Raw genomic sequence first — 18,784 nt, forward strand, 5'->3', positions numbered from 1 at the left:
GTTATATCGCGATCAAAAAACAGGAATCATTATGAAAATCCGGCCGATCTCCCCTATGACATAGAGACCAATAACTCCTGCTCCCATCAGTATGCGCAAGAACGGTGCTCAAGCCAAGCTTAAGTGAACTGTTCGACACGTCCAGCTCATCAAGAGGCAGGGAAAATTCGACGACAAAGTTATCAGCCAGGTGATTTGAGATAATCGCCAGGGACATTACCCTCTGCTCTGCTCTCATCCCTGAACGATATTGATCGAAAGTGTAAACATTCCAACCGCCCTCGGGGGAAACATTCACCTCATGGTAACGCTGGCACTTTTCAACCTGAAGAAAGCACTCAAAACAGGTCTTTTCCCAGAGATTATCCCTTCGGCGGGCAATTGTATTTGCGCTGGCTTCCGGCAGATCAACCTCTTCAAGGTCACCACGCAGAAGGTAGGTGAGTTTTATTGTCTCATTTTCCCGTACGACTTCACATTCAACTGCAATTCGCCCCCGTTCCAATGGCTGGAAAGGGTATAGGGAATACGTCTGTCGGTTCACTTGGCACTCTTAAATAGATCTTCCATACAAAGAAAAATGAGGGAGAAGCTCACAGCCTCCCCCTCATTTTCGATCAGAATCAGTAGTCCTGACAGTACACCAAAACGCCAAGCTATGCTCTATCAACAGTTCTCCAGCACCATGGCCATGCCCATACCACCACCGATACAGAGCGAAGCAAGCCCGAGAGACTGATTTTTTCTCTTCATCTGGCCCATCAGAGTCACCAATATGCGGCTACCGGTACAACCAATGGGATGACCAAGAGAAATCCCGCTGCCATAGACATTGGTCTTTTCAATATCACAGCCCAGCTCACGCATACAGGCCATGGCCTGCACGGCAAAGGCCTCGTTCAGCTCCAGGGAATCGAAATCTGAAATCGTCAGACCCTCCTTTGCCATCAGCTTACGAACGGCCGGAATAGGGCCGAGCCCCATATAGGCCGGATCAAGACCCGCTGTTGAATGTGCTTTGATCTTCACCAGTGGAGTCAACCCAAGCTCTTTGGCCTTATCGGCAGACATCAGCAGCAGCGCTGCCGCCGCATCATTGATGCCGGACGCATTACCAGCGGTTACTGTGCCATCCTTTATAAAAGCGGGACGAATCCTGCCCATTTTTTCTGCGCTGGTCTCCATGGGCCGCTCATCGACTTTGTAAATAACCGGGTCGCCTTTTCGCTGGGGAATGACAATCGGCACAATTTCATCTTCAAAGATGCCGGCCTTGATTGCGGCCATGGCCCGCTGATGACTCAGGGCACCGATCTCATCCTGTTCCTGGCGGCTGATGCCGTACTTGGCAGCGATATTTTCTGCCGTCATCCCCATGTGGTAACCGTAAAACGTTTCGTAAAGGCCATCGAAAACCATCAGGTCAATCATCTTGCCGTCACCCATCCGCTGTCCCCAGCGAGCGGTGCCAAGACCATACGGCACCCTGCTCATGGATTCCATGCCGCCTGCCAGAATAACATCAGCGTCACCACAACGAATGGCGTTGGTTGCCAGCGCCACCGACTCTATGCCGGAAGCACACAGCTTGTTCACGGTAGTTGCGCTGGTCTCTTTGGGGATACCGGCCCGGATCATGGCCTGCCGGCCGACATTCTGTCCCTGACCTGCACCAAGCACATTGCCCATGATGACCTGATCGATCTCAATGGACTGCAGCCCGGCATCATAATCGTCATACTGCTGCTCAAGTTCAATCTTCCCTGCACCAGCCAGAGGCTCTGGAGCAAATCTGCTACACTCTTCACTCGTGACTGGTCGAAGCCCAGCGGATTTCAGGGTTTCTTTCAGTACTGCCGCGCCAAGATCGACTACAGGTGTGTCTTTAAGGGTGCCGCCATAGGCACCAATTGCAGTTCGTTTACCACTCACAATTACAACGTCTTTCATTTCCAGCTCCTTTCAATTAAAGATCTGTTTATACGTCGCCTACCCCTTCGATCCGAGCCGCAAACCACCGTGAATAAATACCGTTTCCCCAGCCATCGCCTCATTGACATACAACTCTCTTATCAATGACACGACCTCCTCCGGCTCTATCAACCTGCCAATCGGCACCTGCTCGATGATTTTACCGATAATTCGCTCGTCTATGCTTTTTACCATGGCTGTGCCCACATAACCAGGCGCTACTGCCATGCAACGAATTTTATCGGCCAGATTTCTCCTGAAAAATTCAGCAGTAAGCACTTTTGGCATCACCGCCATCGCCGCTTTGGACGATGAATAGTTGATCTGGCCTGCCGTGCCCAGAGAACCGGTGGAAGATACCAGACATACCAGACCATTCGAGTTATGGTTCACCATCTGCTCAACACATTCACGGACCGTCAGAAACACCCCTGTAAGGTTTATATCTATGACCCTCTGAAACTTCTCGAGAGACATTTTGCCCACCACCTTACCCGTTTCCCGATCAGTTTTTATCATCAGGCCGTCTCCGGTGATTCCGGCAAAAGGCGCCACCAGATTAATCGCCCCAAAGCGCTCAATGGCAAACTCGGCAAGCCTGGTGTTATCTTCTTCCTTAGTGACATTGCAGATAATCGAGGCAACGCCGTCGCCGATCTCTTTCAACTCGCGTTCTGCCGCCTGAAGCGCCTCCTCCTGCACATCGGCTATAACAACCTTGCCGCCTTCTTTCAGCCAACCTTCAGCCAATGCCCTGCCAATCCCGCCACTCCCGCCGGTTATGACTGCAACGGAGTCTTTTACCTGAAGCATACTTCCCTCCTGTTCGATAGCTGTTGAACCTGCTTACATGTTTGTTTGTGGTCTGCTTTTTCTTTGTTATGCAACCTGCAAAGTCCACGCCACCCACTCCGTCTATCACCTCTACACTTTATGGGCATAGTTATTGCTCAGATTTATTTTGAACAACCTTGGCGCCCAATGGCCTCCAACGCAATGAAATGTAGATAAAATGAATTTATTACCGATAACATTCAGGTGAGATTATGAAGATGTCCCCGGATTATGATCCTCCAGTACTCAACAAAAACAAAGTTGTTTCCGCCGCTGAAGCCGTAACGGCAATTCAAGATGGTGATATGATAGCTACAGGCGGTTTTGTTGGTATCGGTTTTGCCGAACATCTCTGTATCGCTCTCGAAGAACGGTTTATTGCCACAGGCGCTCCCCGTAATCTCGGTATCATCTATGCCGCAGGCCAGGGGGACGGCAAATCCCGTGGCCTCAACCATCTTGGACACGAAGGGATGGTCGGCAAAGTCGTTGGCGGCCACTGGGGCCTGGTTCCAACCCTGCAAAAGCTCGCGGTCGAAAACAAGATCGTGGCCTACAATCTGCCCCAGGGCGTCATTTCCACGATGTTTCGTGATATTGCCGGAGGAAAACCCCGCACTATCAGCCACGTCGGTCTCGGTACTTTCGTTGACCCACGAAATGGCGGCGGCAAAATCAACACTACCACCACTGAGGATATCGTGGAACTCATGGAGTTCGATGGCGAAGAGTTTCTGGCATACAAAACCCAGCCGGTCAATATCGCCCTCATTCGTGGAACCACCGCCGACCAATCCGGCAACGTCACCATGGAAAAGGAGGCACTCACCTTAGAGGTTCTTGCCATCGCCATGGCGGCCCGTAATTCAGGCGGCAAGGTTATCGTACAGGTGGAGAGGGTTGCCGAAAACGGCTCGCTCAACCCACGAGATGTCAAGATTCCTGGCATTCTTGTAGATTACGTAGTGGTTTCAGAGCCGGAAAATCACTGGCAAACATTTGGTGAGCAATACAATCCCGCCTATGCCAGCAAAGTAAAGGTTCCTGTGGAGTCATTGCCGCCAATGGAGATGGGACCAAGGAAAGTCATTGCCAGAAGAGCAGCGTTTGAGCTTCAGGCCGGCGACATTGTCAATCTCGGCATCGGCATGCCAGAAGGTGTCTCCGACGTGGTCAACGAAGAGGGATTACTCGACCAGATAGTCCTCACCGCAGAACCCGGCGTAATCGGCGGAATCCCTGCAGGGGGCCTCAGCTTCGGGGCGGCGGTCAACACCGAAGCATTGATAGACCAACCCTATCAGTTCGATTTCTACGACGGCGGTGGACTCGACATCACCTTTCTCGGCATGGCCCAGGCTGACGGGCTGGGGAATGTCAATGTCTCGAAATTTGGAACAAAACTGGCTGGTGCTGGCGGCTTTATCAACATCAGCCAAAATGCCAGCACGGTGGTATTTCTTGGCACCTTCACCGCCGGCGGTTTAAAGGTCGCAATCGAAAATGGCGAAATGCGAATCACCAACGAAGGAAAAGCCAGAAAGTTCGTTCGGGGACAGGTTGAGCATGTCACCTTCAGCGGTGAATATGCCAGGAAGCGCAGCCAGAAAGTCCTCTACATCACAGAGCGTTGCGTTTTCGAACTTACCGATGCCGGTTTTGAACTCACCGAAATAGCACCTGGAATCGATCTGCAAAGAGATATTCTTGATCAGATGGATTTTGAGCCTGCCATGCGCAAGACTCCACGGCTGATGGACAACAGAATCTTCAACGATGCGCCAATGGGGTCCCAGCCAATGAGAGTTTAATCTGCTGACCTCCCATCCAATTCGCCACTGAGCCCCCTTGCGCAATAGCTAACCAGGCGTGAGGGGGATACTATATTTGCGCGCCTTCTTGTAGAGTAACGTCCGGTGAATTCCCAACATATCTGCAGCTTTCGCTTTATTATACGCAGTCATCTTCAAGGCGTCTACAATTGCACTCTTCTCAGCCCGGGCCACCACCTCTTTCAACAGTGAATGCTGAATTGTCGCAAACCCAATGGTATTTTTATGCAGATAAAGTGGAAGATCTGCCGGAGTAATCAACGACTCCTCACAGGTGGCCATCGTCCGTTCAACCACATTATGCAATTCCCTCGCATTACCCGGCCAATTATGCTTGAGGAGCAGTTCCTCTGCCTCTTTGCTGAACCTGAGCCCAGCACCAGTCACTTCATCAAGGTTCTGCTCCAGCATGTGATGCGCAAGCAACAGGACATCCCTGCCGCGCTCACGCAGGGGTGGGATATGCAGCGGCACAACACTCAGGCGATAATAGAGATCAGCCCTGAATTCGCCTCGGTCCACCATCTCCTCAAGGTTTTGATTGCTCGCCGCGATCAGCCTGAAATCCGAGTGTATCATGCGGTTACTGCCGACCCGCTCAAACTCCTTCTCCTCCAGTACCCTCAACAGCTTGGGCTGCATTTCAAGCGGCAAATCGCCAATTTCATCCAGAAACAGAGTCCCGGTATCAGCCAACTCAAATTTACCGGCCTTGCCGGTCGGCCTGGCACCGGTAAAAGCACCCTTGCCATAACCAAATAGCTCAGATTCCATTAAATCTTTGGGGATTGCCGCACAATTCAGCCTGATAAAGGGTCTGCATTTCCTGAAGCTTTCACTGTGAACTGCCTGGGCGAAAAGCTCCTTACCGGTTCCTGATTCACCCGAAATCATAACAGAAAGATTTGTAGCCGCTGCCTTTAAGGCCTCTTTCTTCAATTGGATGATACCATCACTTTCACCAATTATAGAATCAAACGTATACTTTGTGGAACGTAGAGAGTTCAGCTCCTTCTGGTAAATACGAACCTTTGACTCCAGCTCCGAGAGTTTTTGCGCCAACTTGCCGACATCTCGGATATCCTTAAAGACAACCTGCCCGAAAACCGCAATTACCTTGCCGTTCTCCTTGATTGGAATACGCTGGACCAGCATATTCTGCCCCTTGATAGACTGGCTCTCGTTCATTTCAGCCTTACCGGTTCGCGCCACAATATGCATCCGCGTGTTTTCTACGACATCGGTAATATGTCTACCAATCTGTCCTTCAGGGTCTACCCCGAGAAAACGGCCATATGGCTCGTTGAAATGGGTTATGAGGCCGTCTGGATCAATAACTGCCGCACCACCGTGGATATGTTCGAAAATTCTCTCGAGAGCCTTTAATTTCTTCGTACAGTTCATAGACTCGCCCCAATTGCAAAATTCAACATCACCTGCCTGCTCAATACGTATCCGTATTGCTACATGTAGCCAATATGCTACTCCGAAGTTAGCTTTTTTTCACCATGAATTCGGCAATTTTACCAAAGACCTGATAGCGATTTTTGCCGTTGTTGCGCTGCCCACCAGGCGATAATGAAAATTCCTGCCTTCACGGCGGTTGAACTCGTCATACCAAACACAAAAAAAGGCCGCATCCCTGCACAGGATGCGGCCCTTCTCACATTCTCGCGTAATAGAATTACGCAGAGCAGGTTATCAATATTTCATCAACCCCCGAAAAATACCGATGGCAGCCAGGTAATAATACCCGGGAACACCGCCAGAATAAGCAAACCGATTATCTGCAGGAAAACAAACGGCATAATGCCTCTGTAGATGTGGCCCATGGTATACCCCTCTGGTGCTACACCTTTAAAGTAGAAGAGGGCATAACCAAACGGCGGGGTAAGAAATGAGGTCTGCAGATTTACACAGAGCAATAGCGAGAACCAAAGGGGATCAAACTCCAGCTCCATGGCGATCGGCATAAAGATCGGCACGGTAACTAGCAGAATCGCCGCCCAGTCGATAAACATGCCCATCAAAAAGACTATGCCCATCATAATCAGCAACACTGCGTACCGGTTCATACCCGAACCGACCAGAACATCTGCAACCACATCACCGCCACCCACGGAAAGGAAAACGGTGCTGAAAAATTTACCACCGATAAACAGCATCATAACCATTGCCGTGGTCGACATGGTGGCATGGGCAGAGTCCTTCATCACCTGCCAGCTGAACTTTTTATTGGCGATCGCCAGTATCAACGCACCAAAGGCACCAAGTGCAGCTGCCTCTGTAGGAGTCGCCACACCAGCCAGGATAGTACCCATAACAGCAAGAATCAGGGCCATCGGCGGAATGAGGGACTTCAGGGTCAGCAACATCTTCTGACCAGCCGTCCATTTAGAAGCCTCTTCTTTGGCAATAGGCGGACCAAGCTGAGGATTAATGGTACAACGCACCAGAATGTAGGTGAAATAGAGCCCAGCCAACAGCAGGCCGGGGAAAATTGCTCCGGCAAACAAGTTACCGACCGATGTCTCTTTCAGTCCGGTCAGGCCACCGTAGACAACCATCATGATCGAGGGCGGGATCAAAATACCCAAGGTTCCAGCGGCGCAGATGATACCAGCCGACATCTCCTTCTGATACCCCTTTTTCATAAGGGCCGGTGTGGCAAGCAGGCCCATGGCGACAACTGAAGCGCCGATAATACCGGTAGTTGCAGCAAAAACAGTACACACTACGACCACCGCAAGCCCCAGACCGCCTTTTAAGCCGCCGAGTACGACGTACAACGTCTCAAACAGTTCATCGGCAACCTTGGAGCGATCGAGTAACTGAGCCATGAGTATGAACAGAGGGATGGCCACCAGAACATAATTGTTCATCAACCCCCAGCAGTTGTTGGCAAACATGTCAAACAAACCTGCAACATCAAACCCATTATCGATCAAACCAAATAAAGTGGCCACCGCCGCCAGGGTATAGGCAAGCGGATGCCCTAAAGTAATCGCAAGTATAAGTGTGGCAAACATGGCCACTGTAAGAATTTCCGGGCTCATGATTACCGCTCCTCACTTTTATCAAAGAAAACCTGCAAGTCTTTTATGAGGTTAGAGATACCCTGCAACAGTAAAAACAGAAAGCAGAGCGCCATAACAATTTTGTAAGGGTAGATCACCGGAGCCCAGCTGGTGGAATTTCTCTCAAGTCCCTCGATAGAGTACCAGGCGAACTTGCCAGACCAGATGGTCATACACGTCATCACCGGCAGGAAAAGCACTAAGGTTGTCAGGGCGCTGATCGCAGCCTGCACCTTCTTCGGAGCCAGTGAGGTGAAAATATCAACACGAACATGCCCGTTTTTCACATCGGTATAGGAAATACCGAACATATAGTGCATACCATACAAAAACGCTGTCACTTCAAAGCCCCAAGAGGTCGGTGTATTGAAGCCATAACGCATCAGCACTTCATAGAGAACAACGACCAGCAGGGGTATAATCAGCATCGATGTCAGTTCACCCTGTTTGGTGCTGAAGGTGTCGATGCCCCTGGAGATTTTTGAAAACATCACACTATCCTTTCTTGAAGTAGATCAACAGATTCTTCCGCTTCAACCAGATGCCCCTCCCCTTATCCAGAGGATAGAAGAGGGGCCATTCCCCTGACTGCTCGCAGTTTCCACCCTGTAGTTCTCATGACAACTTCTGAGAGCTACAGGGTACGATTTGATTGCGCCAGGATCGTCTGCGATACAATCTTACTCGTTGATCTGACCACTGATGTAGGTCTCATACGGCCAAGGGGTTGCACCACCGCGGGCCTCACGCCATATGGAGAATTCCTCAATGAATGCTTCCTGGCTATCCATGACCTTCTTCACGTCAGGATGCTTCTCTTTAACAGAGTCGATGTAGGTTTTTGCAACCTTACGGAATTCAATGAGGGTCTCTTTGTCCATCTTCACAATCTCAACTTTCTCAGAGAACCGCTTGATAGCTTCTGCGTTCAGGGAGTTTACCCAGTTGTATGACCACGCCTGGGTCTCCGCGGCTGCGATCTTCACAATCCACTTCAGATCGTCCGGCAGGCTTTCCCAGGCTTCCTGGTTAAAGAACAGGGCGCACTGGATTGCCGGCTGATGGACACCCGGCTGAATTGCGTATTTGGTGATCTCATCAAAACCCATTGGGTAGTTGATTGCCGGCGAAGAGAACTCTGCTGCATCAATAACACCACGCTCAAGCGCAAGGTAAACTTCTCCACCCGGCAGCGGGGTAACGGAAGCGCCCAGGTTGTTCATGATATCCATGTACCAACCAGGAGTACGAAGACGCATTCCTTTAAAATCTTCCATCTTGGTCGCGCGCTTGTTGGAGAACAGCCCCATCTCCTGGCCGAGCTGACCGCCTGGAAGTGCGAAGAGCCCGAACTGACCGTAGATTTCCTGCATCATCTCGGTGCCGCCTTTCTCCTGCAGCCAGATGTTGTAACCCTCTGCATCAAGACCGAAAGGTACGGAAGCAAAAGCAACGAAAGCCTCGTTCTTGCCTTTCCAGTATCCAGGCCAATCATGACCAACCTGGGCAGAACCTTTTGAAACGGCGTCAAAAGACTGCATTGCAGGAACAAGCTCTCCAGCGGAAAAAGGTTTGATATCCAGGCGACCGGCAGATGCCAGGCGAACACTGTCGGCAAAGTGAACAGCGACATCATAAAAAAGAAGTCCTTTGGACCAAGGCATTACCATCTTCCAGCGAATCTTCTCGTCAGACGGCTTAAAATTCACCCGCTTTGCCACCTTATGGCGCTCATCAACCCCAAACTTTTCACGCTTTGCGGCATCTGCTGAACCCATAGTCAGGCCAACCGCCAAACATGCTGTCAATGCACCTGCAAATAACTTTTTCATGAAACAACTCCTCCTTACTGTTTGCTGTGTTGCCACCCTCCGGCCTTGCACCAGAACGCAGCCTCTCCAGACAGCCGCAGCCAACACGCCCATCATGATTATCTGAAGCAAGAAGTAGATGACCGCTACCCCTCCCTCATCAACTTGTCATTACACGCAGGAATTGTGCCAGAAATTCAACCGTTACAACTTACCCAGGGTTTCTCAGTCGTCCAAGGCATTCTGGGCGGAAACCAGGTTTCAACAAATACCCGTCTGTCTTAAATTCAAGAATGCTCTAGTCGAAATAACTCATCGAGAGCGCAGATATTATGCGAGTTTATCAACTCACGCAATCGGCCAATCAAGCGACAAGACTTACCCATGCTGTTGTTTTTGCATAATATATTTCAACTACCCGGTGTCGCCCGCAGGCCACTCCGGCAATAAACCAAGACTGTCCGAAATGTCAGACTTTAGACCAATCCGCATGTATCAAGTTTGCTATAGCTTTTCAGGTAATTATATTGGAATAGTCGCCACTTTCAGTTTCACTTCCATGCTCTCCGCTTGACACACAGCAGCCCCACACTGACACTTCCCCCCGATCACGTTTCCTGCATTCCCAAGACAGTCCACCCAATCCCCAGACCAACCTTCCTGGCCAGCAATCCGCCAACAACGAACTACATCCCCATTTTCATGTCTCTTTTTCCGGACGCCAGGCCGCCTGAGACTTTCCTGGAGCGTTTTGCACAAACCACGCCCCCTTCATGTCGCCATGGATCATGGCACCATTCACCCAAAAGACCACCCATGCCGATTGGTCTATCAAAGCGCCACCACAATGTATGAGTTACTCCCACCGCAGAAAGTTATCAGAAACCTTCAGGCATGCGCACCTCAACATCTTTATATCCACTAGGAGCGTATCGGAATATTGCATTTTTTTTAAAAATAACGAGGATTTGGTCAAAAAGGGCTTAATCCGACACCCTCCTAGGTCCAATTCGCTTTTTACGATGTAATAGCTTTATTTTTTTTGAGATATTCGGGACAGGGTCGGTACCCCCTGTGAGAGCTCCTGTTACAGACTATTACCCGTAACAGGAGAAGCATTCTGGCCAAGGCAGAGCAAGCCGGCCTGGCGCCGGTTTACTCTATATAATCAGGAGATATGAATTGTCTGACCCTGGTACGGTACCAGAACATCAAAACCTTTATCGCTGAGAAAATCTCTGAAGCTGAAGGCCTGATCCTCCTCACCATGCACCAGGGCGATTTTTTTAATTTTCAAATTGGATTCAGTCAACACACGGTAAAGTTCCTCCCGATCCCCATGGGCACTGAACCCGCCGAGAGTAACCACCTTTGCCTTCAACGGGTATTCCTTGTTATAGAAACGCACCATCGGTGGCAATCCTTTTCGCCCTCCTGACTCAAATTCCTCTGCCTTTTCCTGAATCTGCCGACCAAATGTATTGGTACCCATATACCCAACAATCAGGACTGTGTTGCGGTCGTTATGGATCTTATGCCGCAAGTGGTGCAGAATTCGGCCCCCTTCACACATACCGGAACCGGCTATGACAATATGTGAGCGGGTGTCTCTGTTCAAGGCCATCGACTCCTCCACTGTCTGCACAAACTTCAGGTGCTGGAAGTTGAATGGGTTCAAACCGTTTTCCAAAAAGGTTTCATGGGTATCGTCATCATAAGTTTCAGGATGTTCACCGAAAACATGTGTGATATTGGTTGCCAAGGGGCTGTCGACATAAACCGGAACCCGCTGCACCTCTCCAGCCATATACAGCTCATGGAGGTAATAGATAATCTCCTGGGTTCTACCGAAGGCAAAGGCCGGGATCAATACTGACCCGCCCCTGGCAAAAGTCTCCTGCAGCACCTTCTTGAGCATCGGTTTCATATCCTGAACAGGCTCATGCTGCCGATTCCCATAGGTGGACTCCATAATCAACAAATCGATATCCTGATGTTCCCCGGCAAAATTCAACTCAGGATCGTTGATAATTGGTTTATTAAACCTGCCGATATCGCCAGAGAACATGATATTTTTTGTGGTGCTGCCGTTGCTCTTACTCAATACAACCATGGCAGAGCCCAATATATGGCCTGCGTCGTAAAAGGTACAACTCAGGTTGTCACCAATCACGGTGCTACTTTCATAGGGAACGCCATGAAAATGGCTGAGCGAATCCTCAGCATCTTCCATAGAATAAAGCGGTGTCACTACCTCCAACTGATGTTCATGGAGAAGATCTACAATTGCCTCACTATTCAGCCTGTGCTCCCCTTTCTTCAGCATAGCCTTGATCTCAGCCATCTCTTCCCTGGAGACTTTCGTTTTGCCACCAGTCTTGAGTTTGGCCATGAAGTTTCTTGCAGTCTTGTAATTCAGGTAGGAAGCATCACCTTCCTGAATTTTGGCCGAATCGCGCAGCAAATATTCACAGGCACTGGCAGTTGCCCTGGTACAGAAAACCCCACCGGCAAAACCTTCTTTCACCACCATCGGAATTCTTCCGGAATGATCAAGATGAGCATGGGAGAGCACTAAATTTGTGATACCCTTCGGGTCTACCGCAAGAACCCGGTTTTTAGCTTCCGCCTCTTTACGTTTACCCTGGAAGAGCCCGCAATCCAGAACAATTCTGTCATTGCCGGTATCGACAGTATGAAATGAGCCGGTTACTTCTCGAGTTGCACCATGGAATGTAACGTACATAAAACACTTCTCCTCATCTGGATTATGGCCTTATTCTCAGGAAAACTATAATTACATTTAATTACCGGATAACTGCATCGACACAGATACGAAAGGTCCGGGGAGCGCAATGCCCGCACCTGGTCACTCCTCCCTCAAGCACCTGCCTGCCTGCACGGATACAGCAATCATTTACTTTATATTGAGATTCCTTAAAATTATCTGACTTCTGCATGTCATAGTAATGCAGAGTACCATTTTCTTTTAAAACACTGACCGCCATATCCAGAAAGTCGTGGCCTCTTGTCGGTAACGGCATGACGATACGATCAAAACGTTTATCAAGCGAGGGCACTATCTCAGCCACATCACCGCAGTAGAGTTTTACATTTTTTATTTTCCGGTTTAATTTTAAATTTTTTACCGCGTAATTATGTGCTTCAGGATTTTTTTCAATCCCCACAATCTCTTGAGCACAGCTATTGCCCCCTATTACCAGCGGGTAAGGTGCTATTCCAGAAAACAGCACCAGCACGTTTTCACCCTCACGGACAAGATTTGCAATACGTTTGCGTTCTGTCCCGCTGCGCACAGAAAAATACACGCGCTCAGGGTTTACCTGAAGGCGTATTCCGAACTCTTTATGCTCAGTCTCCTTACGATTCTCACCTGCGAGTATCTCCAATCCTATCGTGCGATATTCACCGCCATATATACCAACTCGCTTGGCCACAACTTTAATACGTTTATTATTTCGTAGTATTGTCTCACCAATAAGATGCTCTTTACCAATCAACCGATCCGGTATGATGATCATGGCAATATCACCAATAACATCATACGAGCGAACCAAACAATCCAACTCGTCAGGTGATAAGGAATCTTGAAGTAAAGTCTTCAGGTTAACAGCCATGGTTCTCCATCTTTCAACTCGAATTTCTTACCAGTTCAGCAAGCATTAGGTGCAAAGCTTTATAATAAATCATAGTTGCCTGTATTAACGAACGAAATATTGAAGAAGATAACGCTGGATGGACTGTGCTCCAAGGCTATTTCTCCCCGGACATTATCCCAAAGTATTTATTGCAAGTAACCCTGAGGGGAGCACTTTTCGGAAACCCGGAGGAATCAGGCAACAGCTTATGCTACTGATATAAAATTGCAATACAGCATAACTTAACCCGGCTATGATGTCGTGTCACTCCCGACTCCTTCCACTTGAGCCCTCACCTGTTTCAAGCTGGGGATGGTGGTGAGCAAATTCCTTTCTGCCAGCAAGTGCACACCAGATATTCTGCCGGGACAGTGCATAAATCAGCAACCCGGTAAACCATATATACTTGTATATCCTGTTTCCATATCAGTCGGTTGTTTCCAGTCCTCTTTATGGAGAAAAAACAAAAAAGCGCCTTGAGATGATAAAAACATCCCAAGGCGCCTTCAGTACCACCTGTAACATTATGAGCAATAATTACTCGAAAATTCGAATAACAAACTGAAAGACTATTCTAAACTTTCAACACATTCTCAGCAGTTAACCCTTTCGGGCCTTCAACGATCTCAAATGATACAGGCTCACCTTCTTTCAGGGACTTGAAGCCTTCTTCCTGAATTGCCGAATAGTGAACAAATATGTCTTTTTGGCCTTCCTGCTCGATAAACCCATACCCCTTCGCATCATTAAACCATTTAACTTTTCCTTCAGCCATAACCTTAACTCCTCTTTAAATAGATCAAATTCATATCGCATAGCTCCATTTTTGTGTTATACACGTATGGTTATCAAAAGACAATGACTATCTTAACTATTTATACATACGACATATTATTTTTTTTCTATCATAGTTTTTGAGCAAGTGTTTCCTAACGCTTCAGGTCATTTTCCTTTTCACTGTTTTTTCATGAATATTTAGCGGCCAATCATTGCAGGTAAATATACCAGCTCTTGAAACAGCTCAGGCTACCCGATCAATTATTTCGCTTCATCATTTCCCTTGCCGCCATGTCTAATGAGGGTAACCAATACTTTCAAGCGCTCCACCCTTGAACGGCTTTATCTTCAGGAACCCAGAAAGCCCGGACTTTTTTGATAAGGTTAAACGAACTGCTCAGCTGCTCACGTCAACTCCCTTAAGAAACATCTGGATCGGTATCGATTCTGCAAATCCGGCCACCCATGAAGAAATGAGAGGCTTCAAGGGTGTAATCAAAGGAATTGAAAAAGCACTCACCGTCTTTCACCAGTTTAACCTCTATCCCACAGCAAACCTGGGCATCAACCGCAACTGGGCAGGAACGGGAAACAACCTGTGTCACCACGGTATCGCCAGTGGCGACAGGGGAATGGCTGATGAATACCAGAAAGATATTCGACATGGTGTAAGAACGTTCCTCTCCCTTGTTCGGCAACTCGGCTTTACCCTGGTCAATTTCTGCTACCGAACGGAAGCTGCAACCGTTTCCCTGCGGCGGCGGCCTGGATTATGTTTTTATCAACGCCGGTGACGGTCATACCTACCCATACGGTTACAGAGGGGATAATGACTTAGGCGATCATCGCGAGGCCGAGCCTCAACTCAACGATAAAAGAGGGTGTGATCTTTGTGACTGGGAGTGCTTACGAGATCCTGCAAAATTTTTGCACGCAATGACCAATCCACTCCCCTGGCAACACGCTATCGTAGAGAGAGGACTCTATAAACTCTGGCTAACAGACCTACGAATTACCAGGCCTGTGACCTCTTTAACGGAAGAGTCGGTTTTAAAGAGTATAAACTCAATAAATATGCGAGGAAGCATATCAAAACAATCCCGCTCTGATTTGCCTGAACATAAAGCAACCCCCTGGACCAGAACCTGCTCAGGCCAGGCGCCTGATATTCAGGCACCAGCCATCGCTCCAAGGAGATACTTTTCAAACGAAACCATACAGCCCTTCGAAGACAGGATGATCACCGTCCGCAGTGCTCACCTCCTGGACATCCGGCAATTTCTGGATCTGCTTTACCACCTGCTCCAGTCTATCCATCTCATCCACCTTCAGCCAGATCCTGCTATGGTCCCCCAGGCCAATGGGCACGCACGCGATTGCCTCGAGATTATACGCCCGCCTGGCAAAGAGGCTGCAGATATGGGACATCACTCCGGGATGGTTGTTGACTTCCAGCTGCAAAATTACTGTATTGGTATTTTCTTTAAGCGATCTGCTTGGCATAGGATCCTCCAATCATGGAAATATTTGCAGCTCCCGGAGGAACAATTGGGTACACCTCTTCCTCTTTGCCTATCGGTGCATTGACCAGACACGGGCCCGGCTCATTGAGGGCTGCCTCGAGAACATCCTCCAATTTGCCGTCAATGCCCACATCATAGGCCCGCATACCAAATCCCCTGGCAATGGTGGCAAAATTAATATCTATCTGGAAGTCTGAGGCGAAATGATGTTGTGAATAAAACAATCCCTGCTGCTGACGCACCAGCCCCAGGGAGTTGTTGTTCATTACAATAACCGTAACATTCAGCTGCTGTTCAACCGCCGTGGCCAGTTCCTGAATGTTCATCTGCAAGCTGCCGTCACCAGAAAAACAGACCACTCGCTTTTCCGGATTGGCCAGGGCCGCTCCGATCGCCGTCGGCAAACCAAAGCCCATGGTGCCCAAGCCTCCGGAAGTGAGCAATTGCCGCGGTCGCGCAAACGGATAGACCTGTGCAGTCCACATCTGGTGTTTGCCTACATCGGTGGCGATAATTGCGTCATCTCCCAACCTCCTGGCAACCTCCAGTATAATCCCGTACGGTTTTTCAGGAATAATCTTTTCAGCATTGGTCATGGGGTAGGCGTTTTGCAGAACCCGTACCCTGTTCAACCAGCGGGAGCGCCTGTTTGGCCCGATAAGGGGGAGGAGGGCCTCAAGGGTAGCCTTCACATCTCCAACCAAGCCGATATTGGCTGTTTTCAGCTTATTCACCTCGCTGGGATCGATATCCATGTGAATGATGCGGGCATTCGGACAGAACTCAACAAGCTTTCCGGTTGCACGGTCGTCGAAGCGGGCACCGGCGGCAATGAACAGATCACATTCCTGCAGAATCATGTTGGTTGATCGAGCCGCATGCATGCCAAGCATCCCCAGGGAAAGCTGGGCATCAGCCGGCATTGCCCCAAGCCCCATCAGGGTCATAGCTGTGGGAATTTTCGCATGTTCTGCCAGTTGCATCGCCGCTTCGGCAGCGTCCGCGTGAATGACACCGCCGCCCAGACAGAGAACCGGCCTTTTCGCTGCATTGATAAGTTTAGCAGCCAGCCTGAGAGCACCTTCAGAAGCAGTGGTGGCATCTTCGGACTGTCCCGGCTTGACCCACCTGGCAAAGGAAACCTGCTCCTGCTGTACATCTTTGGGGACATCGATCAACACCGGTCCCGGTCGTCCCGAAGTTGCCAGCCTGAAAGCCTCCGGAATCACATGCAGTAACTCCTGGGCCGAACGGACCATGAAATTATGTTTGGTTATGGGGATCGACATGCCGTAGGTATCGACCTCCTGGAATGCGTCTGTTCCGATCAGGGATGTCGGAACCTGACCAGTGATACAGACCACAGGGATTGAATCCAGGTAAGCATCTGCGATTGCGGTCATAATATTGGTCGCTCCAGGGCCGGAGGTGGCAAAACAGACAGCGGCCTCTCCAGTGGACCGGGCCATGCCCTGGGCCATAAATCCCGCCCCCTGTTCATGGCGTGCCAGGACATGGCGAATTTTTCTTCTGGAATAGAGGGCATCGTATAACGGCAGATTGGCGCCCCCCGGAATACCTGAAATTGTTGTTATCCCCTGTCTCTCCAACAGACGAATGATTAACTCCGCTCCATTCATGGTTTGCATTGGTGGGTTCTCCTTGTTTTGTGTCGGCGCTTGCGGCGAGGCCAAAAAAAACCCCCGCCGGCTTGCGCCGACAGGGGTTTAAGTTACTATTTCTACTTATTTATTCCCGTTACGGCGCTGCGCCCTCCACTTTACGCACCACGACCACCACACTCACAAGAATAAGTGCTAGAGCGAGAACAGAAACTGCGTTTACGCTGTTGGTGAAGTGGTTCATCCGTAAAAAGTCCGTAACAAGATTTAAACTCAAATGCTATTGATAGTATTCCCGTTTATCAAAATTCAATAAAGCCGTCAAGAAATAAAAATTACCCTGCACCTTGAATTTAAATAATTTTTCTTTGCCTGTACTCCACCTTTTCATTACTTTGTTTGGTGTTTTGCACACTGTTGTTTTTTATCTTCAACCACCCCTCAAAGGAGTCACCCATGATTCAATCATTCAATTTCAAATCAACTCCATCCCTGATATTCGGGGCCGGCAAGATCATGGAACTCCCCAACCTCTTGGGACAATTCGGCAAAAAATTACTGGTCGTGGCAGGCGGCTCTTCTTTCACCTCAGGACCCGTCTGGCCGACACTGGAGATGGCACTTATACAAAACGGATTCTCCCTTGCCCTCTGCAGGATAGACAATGAACCAAGCCCGGCAGATATCGACCAGATATCCGACCAATACAGAGAGGAAAACATCGATGCCGTTATCGCCATTGGTGGCGGCAGCGTTCTGGACACAGGCAAGGCGGTCTCTGCCATGCTTGCCGAAAACGGATCAGTCGCAGATTTCCTTGAGGGAGTCGGTACCAGAAAACCAAGCGGCCTAAAAGTGCCGTTTATCGCGGTACCGACCACCTCCGGCACCGGCAGTGAGGCAACCAGCAATGCTGTTATCTGCAGTGTCGGCCCTGAGGGGTTCAAGAAATCTTTGCGGCACGATAAATTCATCCCTGACCTTGCGCTGCTTGACCCGCAGCTTACGATTTCATGCCCAAGAGAACTCACCATCTCCTGTGGCATGGACACCTTTTCCCAGCTTGTCGAAGCGTATCTTTCCACCAATGCGTCTCCCATTACCGATGCCCTGGCACTTACCGGAATTCGCACCGTTATACAATCACTTCCCCAGGCAATAGCAGACGGCAATAACCTGGAGGCACGCAGTGACCTCTGCTATGGCTCCTATCTTTCAGGAATTGTGCTTGCCAATGCCGGGCTTGGTACCGTACATGGGTTTGCTTCAGCGCTTGGCGGATATTTTCCGATTCCCCATGGAATTGTCTGCGGCACGTTAATGGCAGCTGCCAACATGTTTGCCCTTGAGCAATTGCTTACAGAGCCTGAGTCGCAACCCTCAGCCATCGCGCTCTCCAAATACGCAGCTTTAGGCAGAATGATCAAAGAGGAGACAACTTCGCAGGTAGAGGACGCCATGGCGTTCATCAGCTATCTGGTAAATCTCACGGAATCGTTACATCTGCCAAAGCTGTCTTCGTTTTCCATATCATATGAAGATCTGGAAAAGGTTGTCGCCACATCCTCAAATAAATATAACCCGGTGCAATTCACCGATGAACAACTGCTTCAGATACTCAGGGCCCGGCTATAATCTTCGCTCGATATATGGTATTTCAGGTTGCTATTACTACTAA

The 18,784-nt window shown here is 49.3% G+C and carries 15 protein-coding genes and 1 pseudogene; 3 read left to right on the forward strand and 13 right to left on the reverse strand.

Annotated elements, in window-relative coordinates; translation table 11 throughout:
• Position 1 precedes the first annotated feature (1 nt).
• The 3 genes from ACN5NT_RS00525 to ACN5NT_RS00535 all read right to left on the reverse strand — a co-directional run bounded on the left by ACN5NT_RS00525 (position 2) and on the right by ACN5NT_RS00535 (position 2,784).
• Positions 2-544, reverse strand: coding sequence for a DOMON-like domain-containing protein (locus tag ACN5NT_RS00525; RefSeq protein WP_419174101.1), 543 nt, complete (start codon positions 542-544; stop codon positions 2-4).
• Positions 545-666: 122 nt separating this feature from the next.
• Complete coding sequence (locus ACN5NT_RS00530; protein WP_419174102.1) at positions 667-1,950, reverse strand: acetyl-CoA C-acetyltransferase; 1,284 nt, start codon at positions 1,948-1,950, stop codon at positions 667-669.
• 39 nt (positions 1,951-1,989) lie between these two features.
• Positions 1,990-2,784 (reverse strand): SDR family NAD(P)-dependent oxidoreductase, encoded by a 795-nt coding sequence (locus ACN5NT_RS00535; RefSeq protein ID WP_419174103.1) that lies wholly within the window; start codon positions 2,782-2,784, stop codon positions 1,990-1,992.
• A gap of 233 nt (positions 2,785-3,017) precedes the next feature.
• On the opposite strand from ACN5NT_RS00535, the pseudogene ACN5NT_RS00540 reads away from it, so the two are divergent.
• Positions 3,018-4,595, forward strand: a pseudogene (locus tag ACN5NT_RS00540) (acyl CoA:acetate/3-ketoacid CoA transferase); the annotation flags it as partial.
• A 69-nt stretch (positions 4,596-4,664) separates the two neighbouring features.
• Here ACN5NT_RS00540 and ACN5NT_RS00545 read toward each other — a convergent pair.
• The 8 genes from ACN5NT_RS00545 to ACN5NT_RS00580 all read right to left on the reverse strand — a co-directional run bounded on the left by ACN5NT_RS00545 (position 4,665) and on the right by ACN5NT_RS00580 (position 13,959).
• On the reverse strand, positions 4,665-6,041 hold the full coding sequence (locus tag ACN5NT_RS00545) for a sigma-54 interaction domain-containing protein (RefSeq protein WP_419174104.1): 1,377 nt from the start codon (positions 6,039-6,041) through the stop codon (positions 4,665-4,667).
• Between the two features lie 308 nt (positions 6,042-6,349).
• Entirely contained in the window at positions 6,350-7,693 is a 1,344-nt protein-coding gene (locus tag ACN5NT_RS00550; RefSeq protein ID WP_419174105.1) for a TRAP transporter large permease, read from the reverse strand.
• A 2-nt stretch (positions 7,694-7,695) separates the two neighbouring features.
• On the reverse strand, positions 7,696-8,205 hold the full coding sequence (locus ACN5NT_RS00555; protein WP_419174106.1) for a TRAP transporter small permease subunit: 510 nt from the start codon (positions 8,203-8,205) through the stop codon (positions 7,696-7,698).
• Between the two features lie 189 nt (positions 8,206-8,394).
• Positions 8,395-9,546 (reverse strand): TRAP transporter substrate-binding protein, encoded by a 1,152-nt coding sequence (locus ACN5NT_RS00560; protein ID WP_419174107.1) that lies wholly within the window; start codon positions 9,544-9,546, stop codon positions 8,395-8,397.
• 679 nt (positions 9,547-10,225) lie between these two features.
• Entirely contained in the window at positions 10,226-10,360 is a 135-nt protein-coding gene (locus ACN5NT_RS00565) for a hypothetical protein (protein WP_419174108.1), read from the reverse strand.
• A gap of 333 nt (positions 10,361-10,693) precedes the next feature.
• Positions 10,694-12,271, reverse strand: coding sequence for an MBL fold metallo-hydrolase RNA specificity domain-containing protein (locus tag ACN5NT_RS00570; protein WP_419174109.1), 1,578 nt, complete (start codon positions 12,269-12,271; stop codon positions 10,694-10,696).
• 61 nt (positions 12,272-12,332) lie between these two features.
• On the reverse strand, positions 12,333-13,163 hold the full coding sequence (locus tag ACN5NT_RS00575; protein ID WP_419174110.1) for a class I SAM-dependent methyltransferase: 831 nt from the start codon (positions 13,161-13,163) through the stop codon (positions 12,333-12,335).
• Positions 13,164-13,758: 595 nt separating this feature from the next.
• Entirely contained in the window at positions 13,759-13,959 is a 201-nt protein-coding gene (locus tag ACN5NT_RS00580) for a cold-shock protein (RefSeq protein ID WP_136799316.1), read from the reverse strand.
• A 334-nt stretch (positions 13,960-14,293) separates the two neighbouring features.
• Here ACN5NT_RS00580 and ACN5NT_RS00585 point away from each other — a divergent pair, with 334 nt between their 5' ends.
• Positions 14,294-14,755 carry a hypothetical protein gene (locus ACN5NT_RS00585; RefSeq protein WP_419174111.1) on the forward strand — a complete coding sequence of 154 codons (462 nt, stop codon included), beginning with the start codon at positions 14,294-14,296 and terminating at the stop codon, positions 14,753-14,755.
• Positions 14,756-15,164: 409 nt separating this feature from the next.
• Here ACN5NT_RS00585 and ACN5NT_RS00590 read toward each other — a convergent pair whose 3' ends face one another.
• Both ACN5NT_RS00590 and ilvB read right to left on the reverse strand, forming a co-directional pair.
• Complete coding sequence (locus ACN5NT_RS00590) at positions 15,165-15,464, reverse strand: ACT domain-containing protein (RefSeq protein ID WP_136799318.1); 300 nt, start codon at positions 15,462-15,464, stop codon at positions 15,165-15,167.
• Positions 15,445-17,133 carry an acetolactate synthase large subunit gene (gene ilvB, locus ACN5NT_RS00595; protein WP_419174112.1) on the reverse strand — a complete coding sequence of 563 codons (1,689 nt, stop codon included), beginning with the start codon at positions 17,131-17,133 and terminating at the stop codon, positions 15,445-15,447. Before ilvB ends, ACN5NT_RS00590 begins: the two co-directional genes overlap by 20 nt.
• A 429-nt stretch (positions 17,134-17,562) precedes the next feature.
• On the opposite strand from ilvB, the gene ACN5NT_RS00600 reads away from it, so the two are divergent.
• Positions 17,563-18,741: an iron-containing alcohol dehydrogenase gene (locus tag ACN5NT_RS00600; protein ID WP_419174113.1), complete on the forward strand. Its 1,179-nt coding sequence runs from the start codon at positions 17,563-17,565 to the stop codon at positions 18,739-18,741.
• Positions 18,742-18,784 lie beyond the last annotated feature (43 nt).

Origin of the sequence: Desulfosediminicola sp. (assembly GCF_048381775.1) — a bacterium.
GTDB lineage: Bacteria > Desulfobacterota > Desulfobulbia > Desulfobulbales > Desulfocapsaceae > Desulfopila > Desulfopila ganghwensis.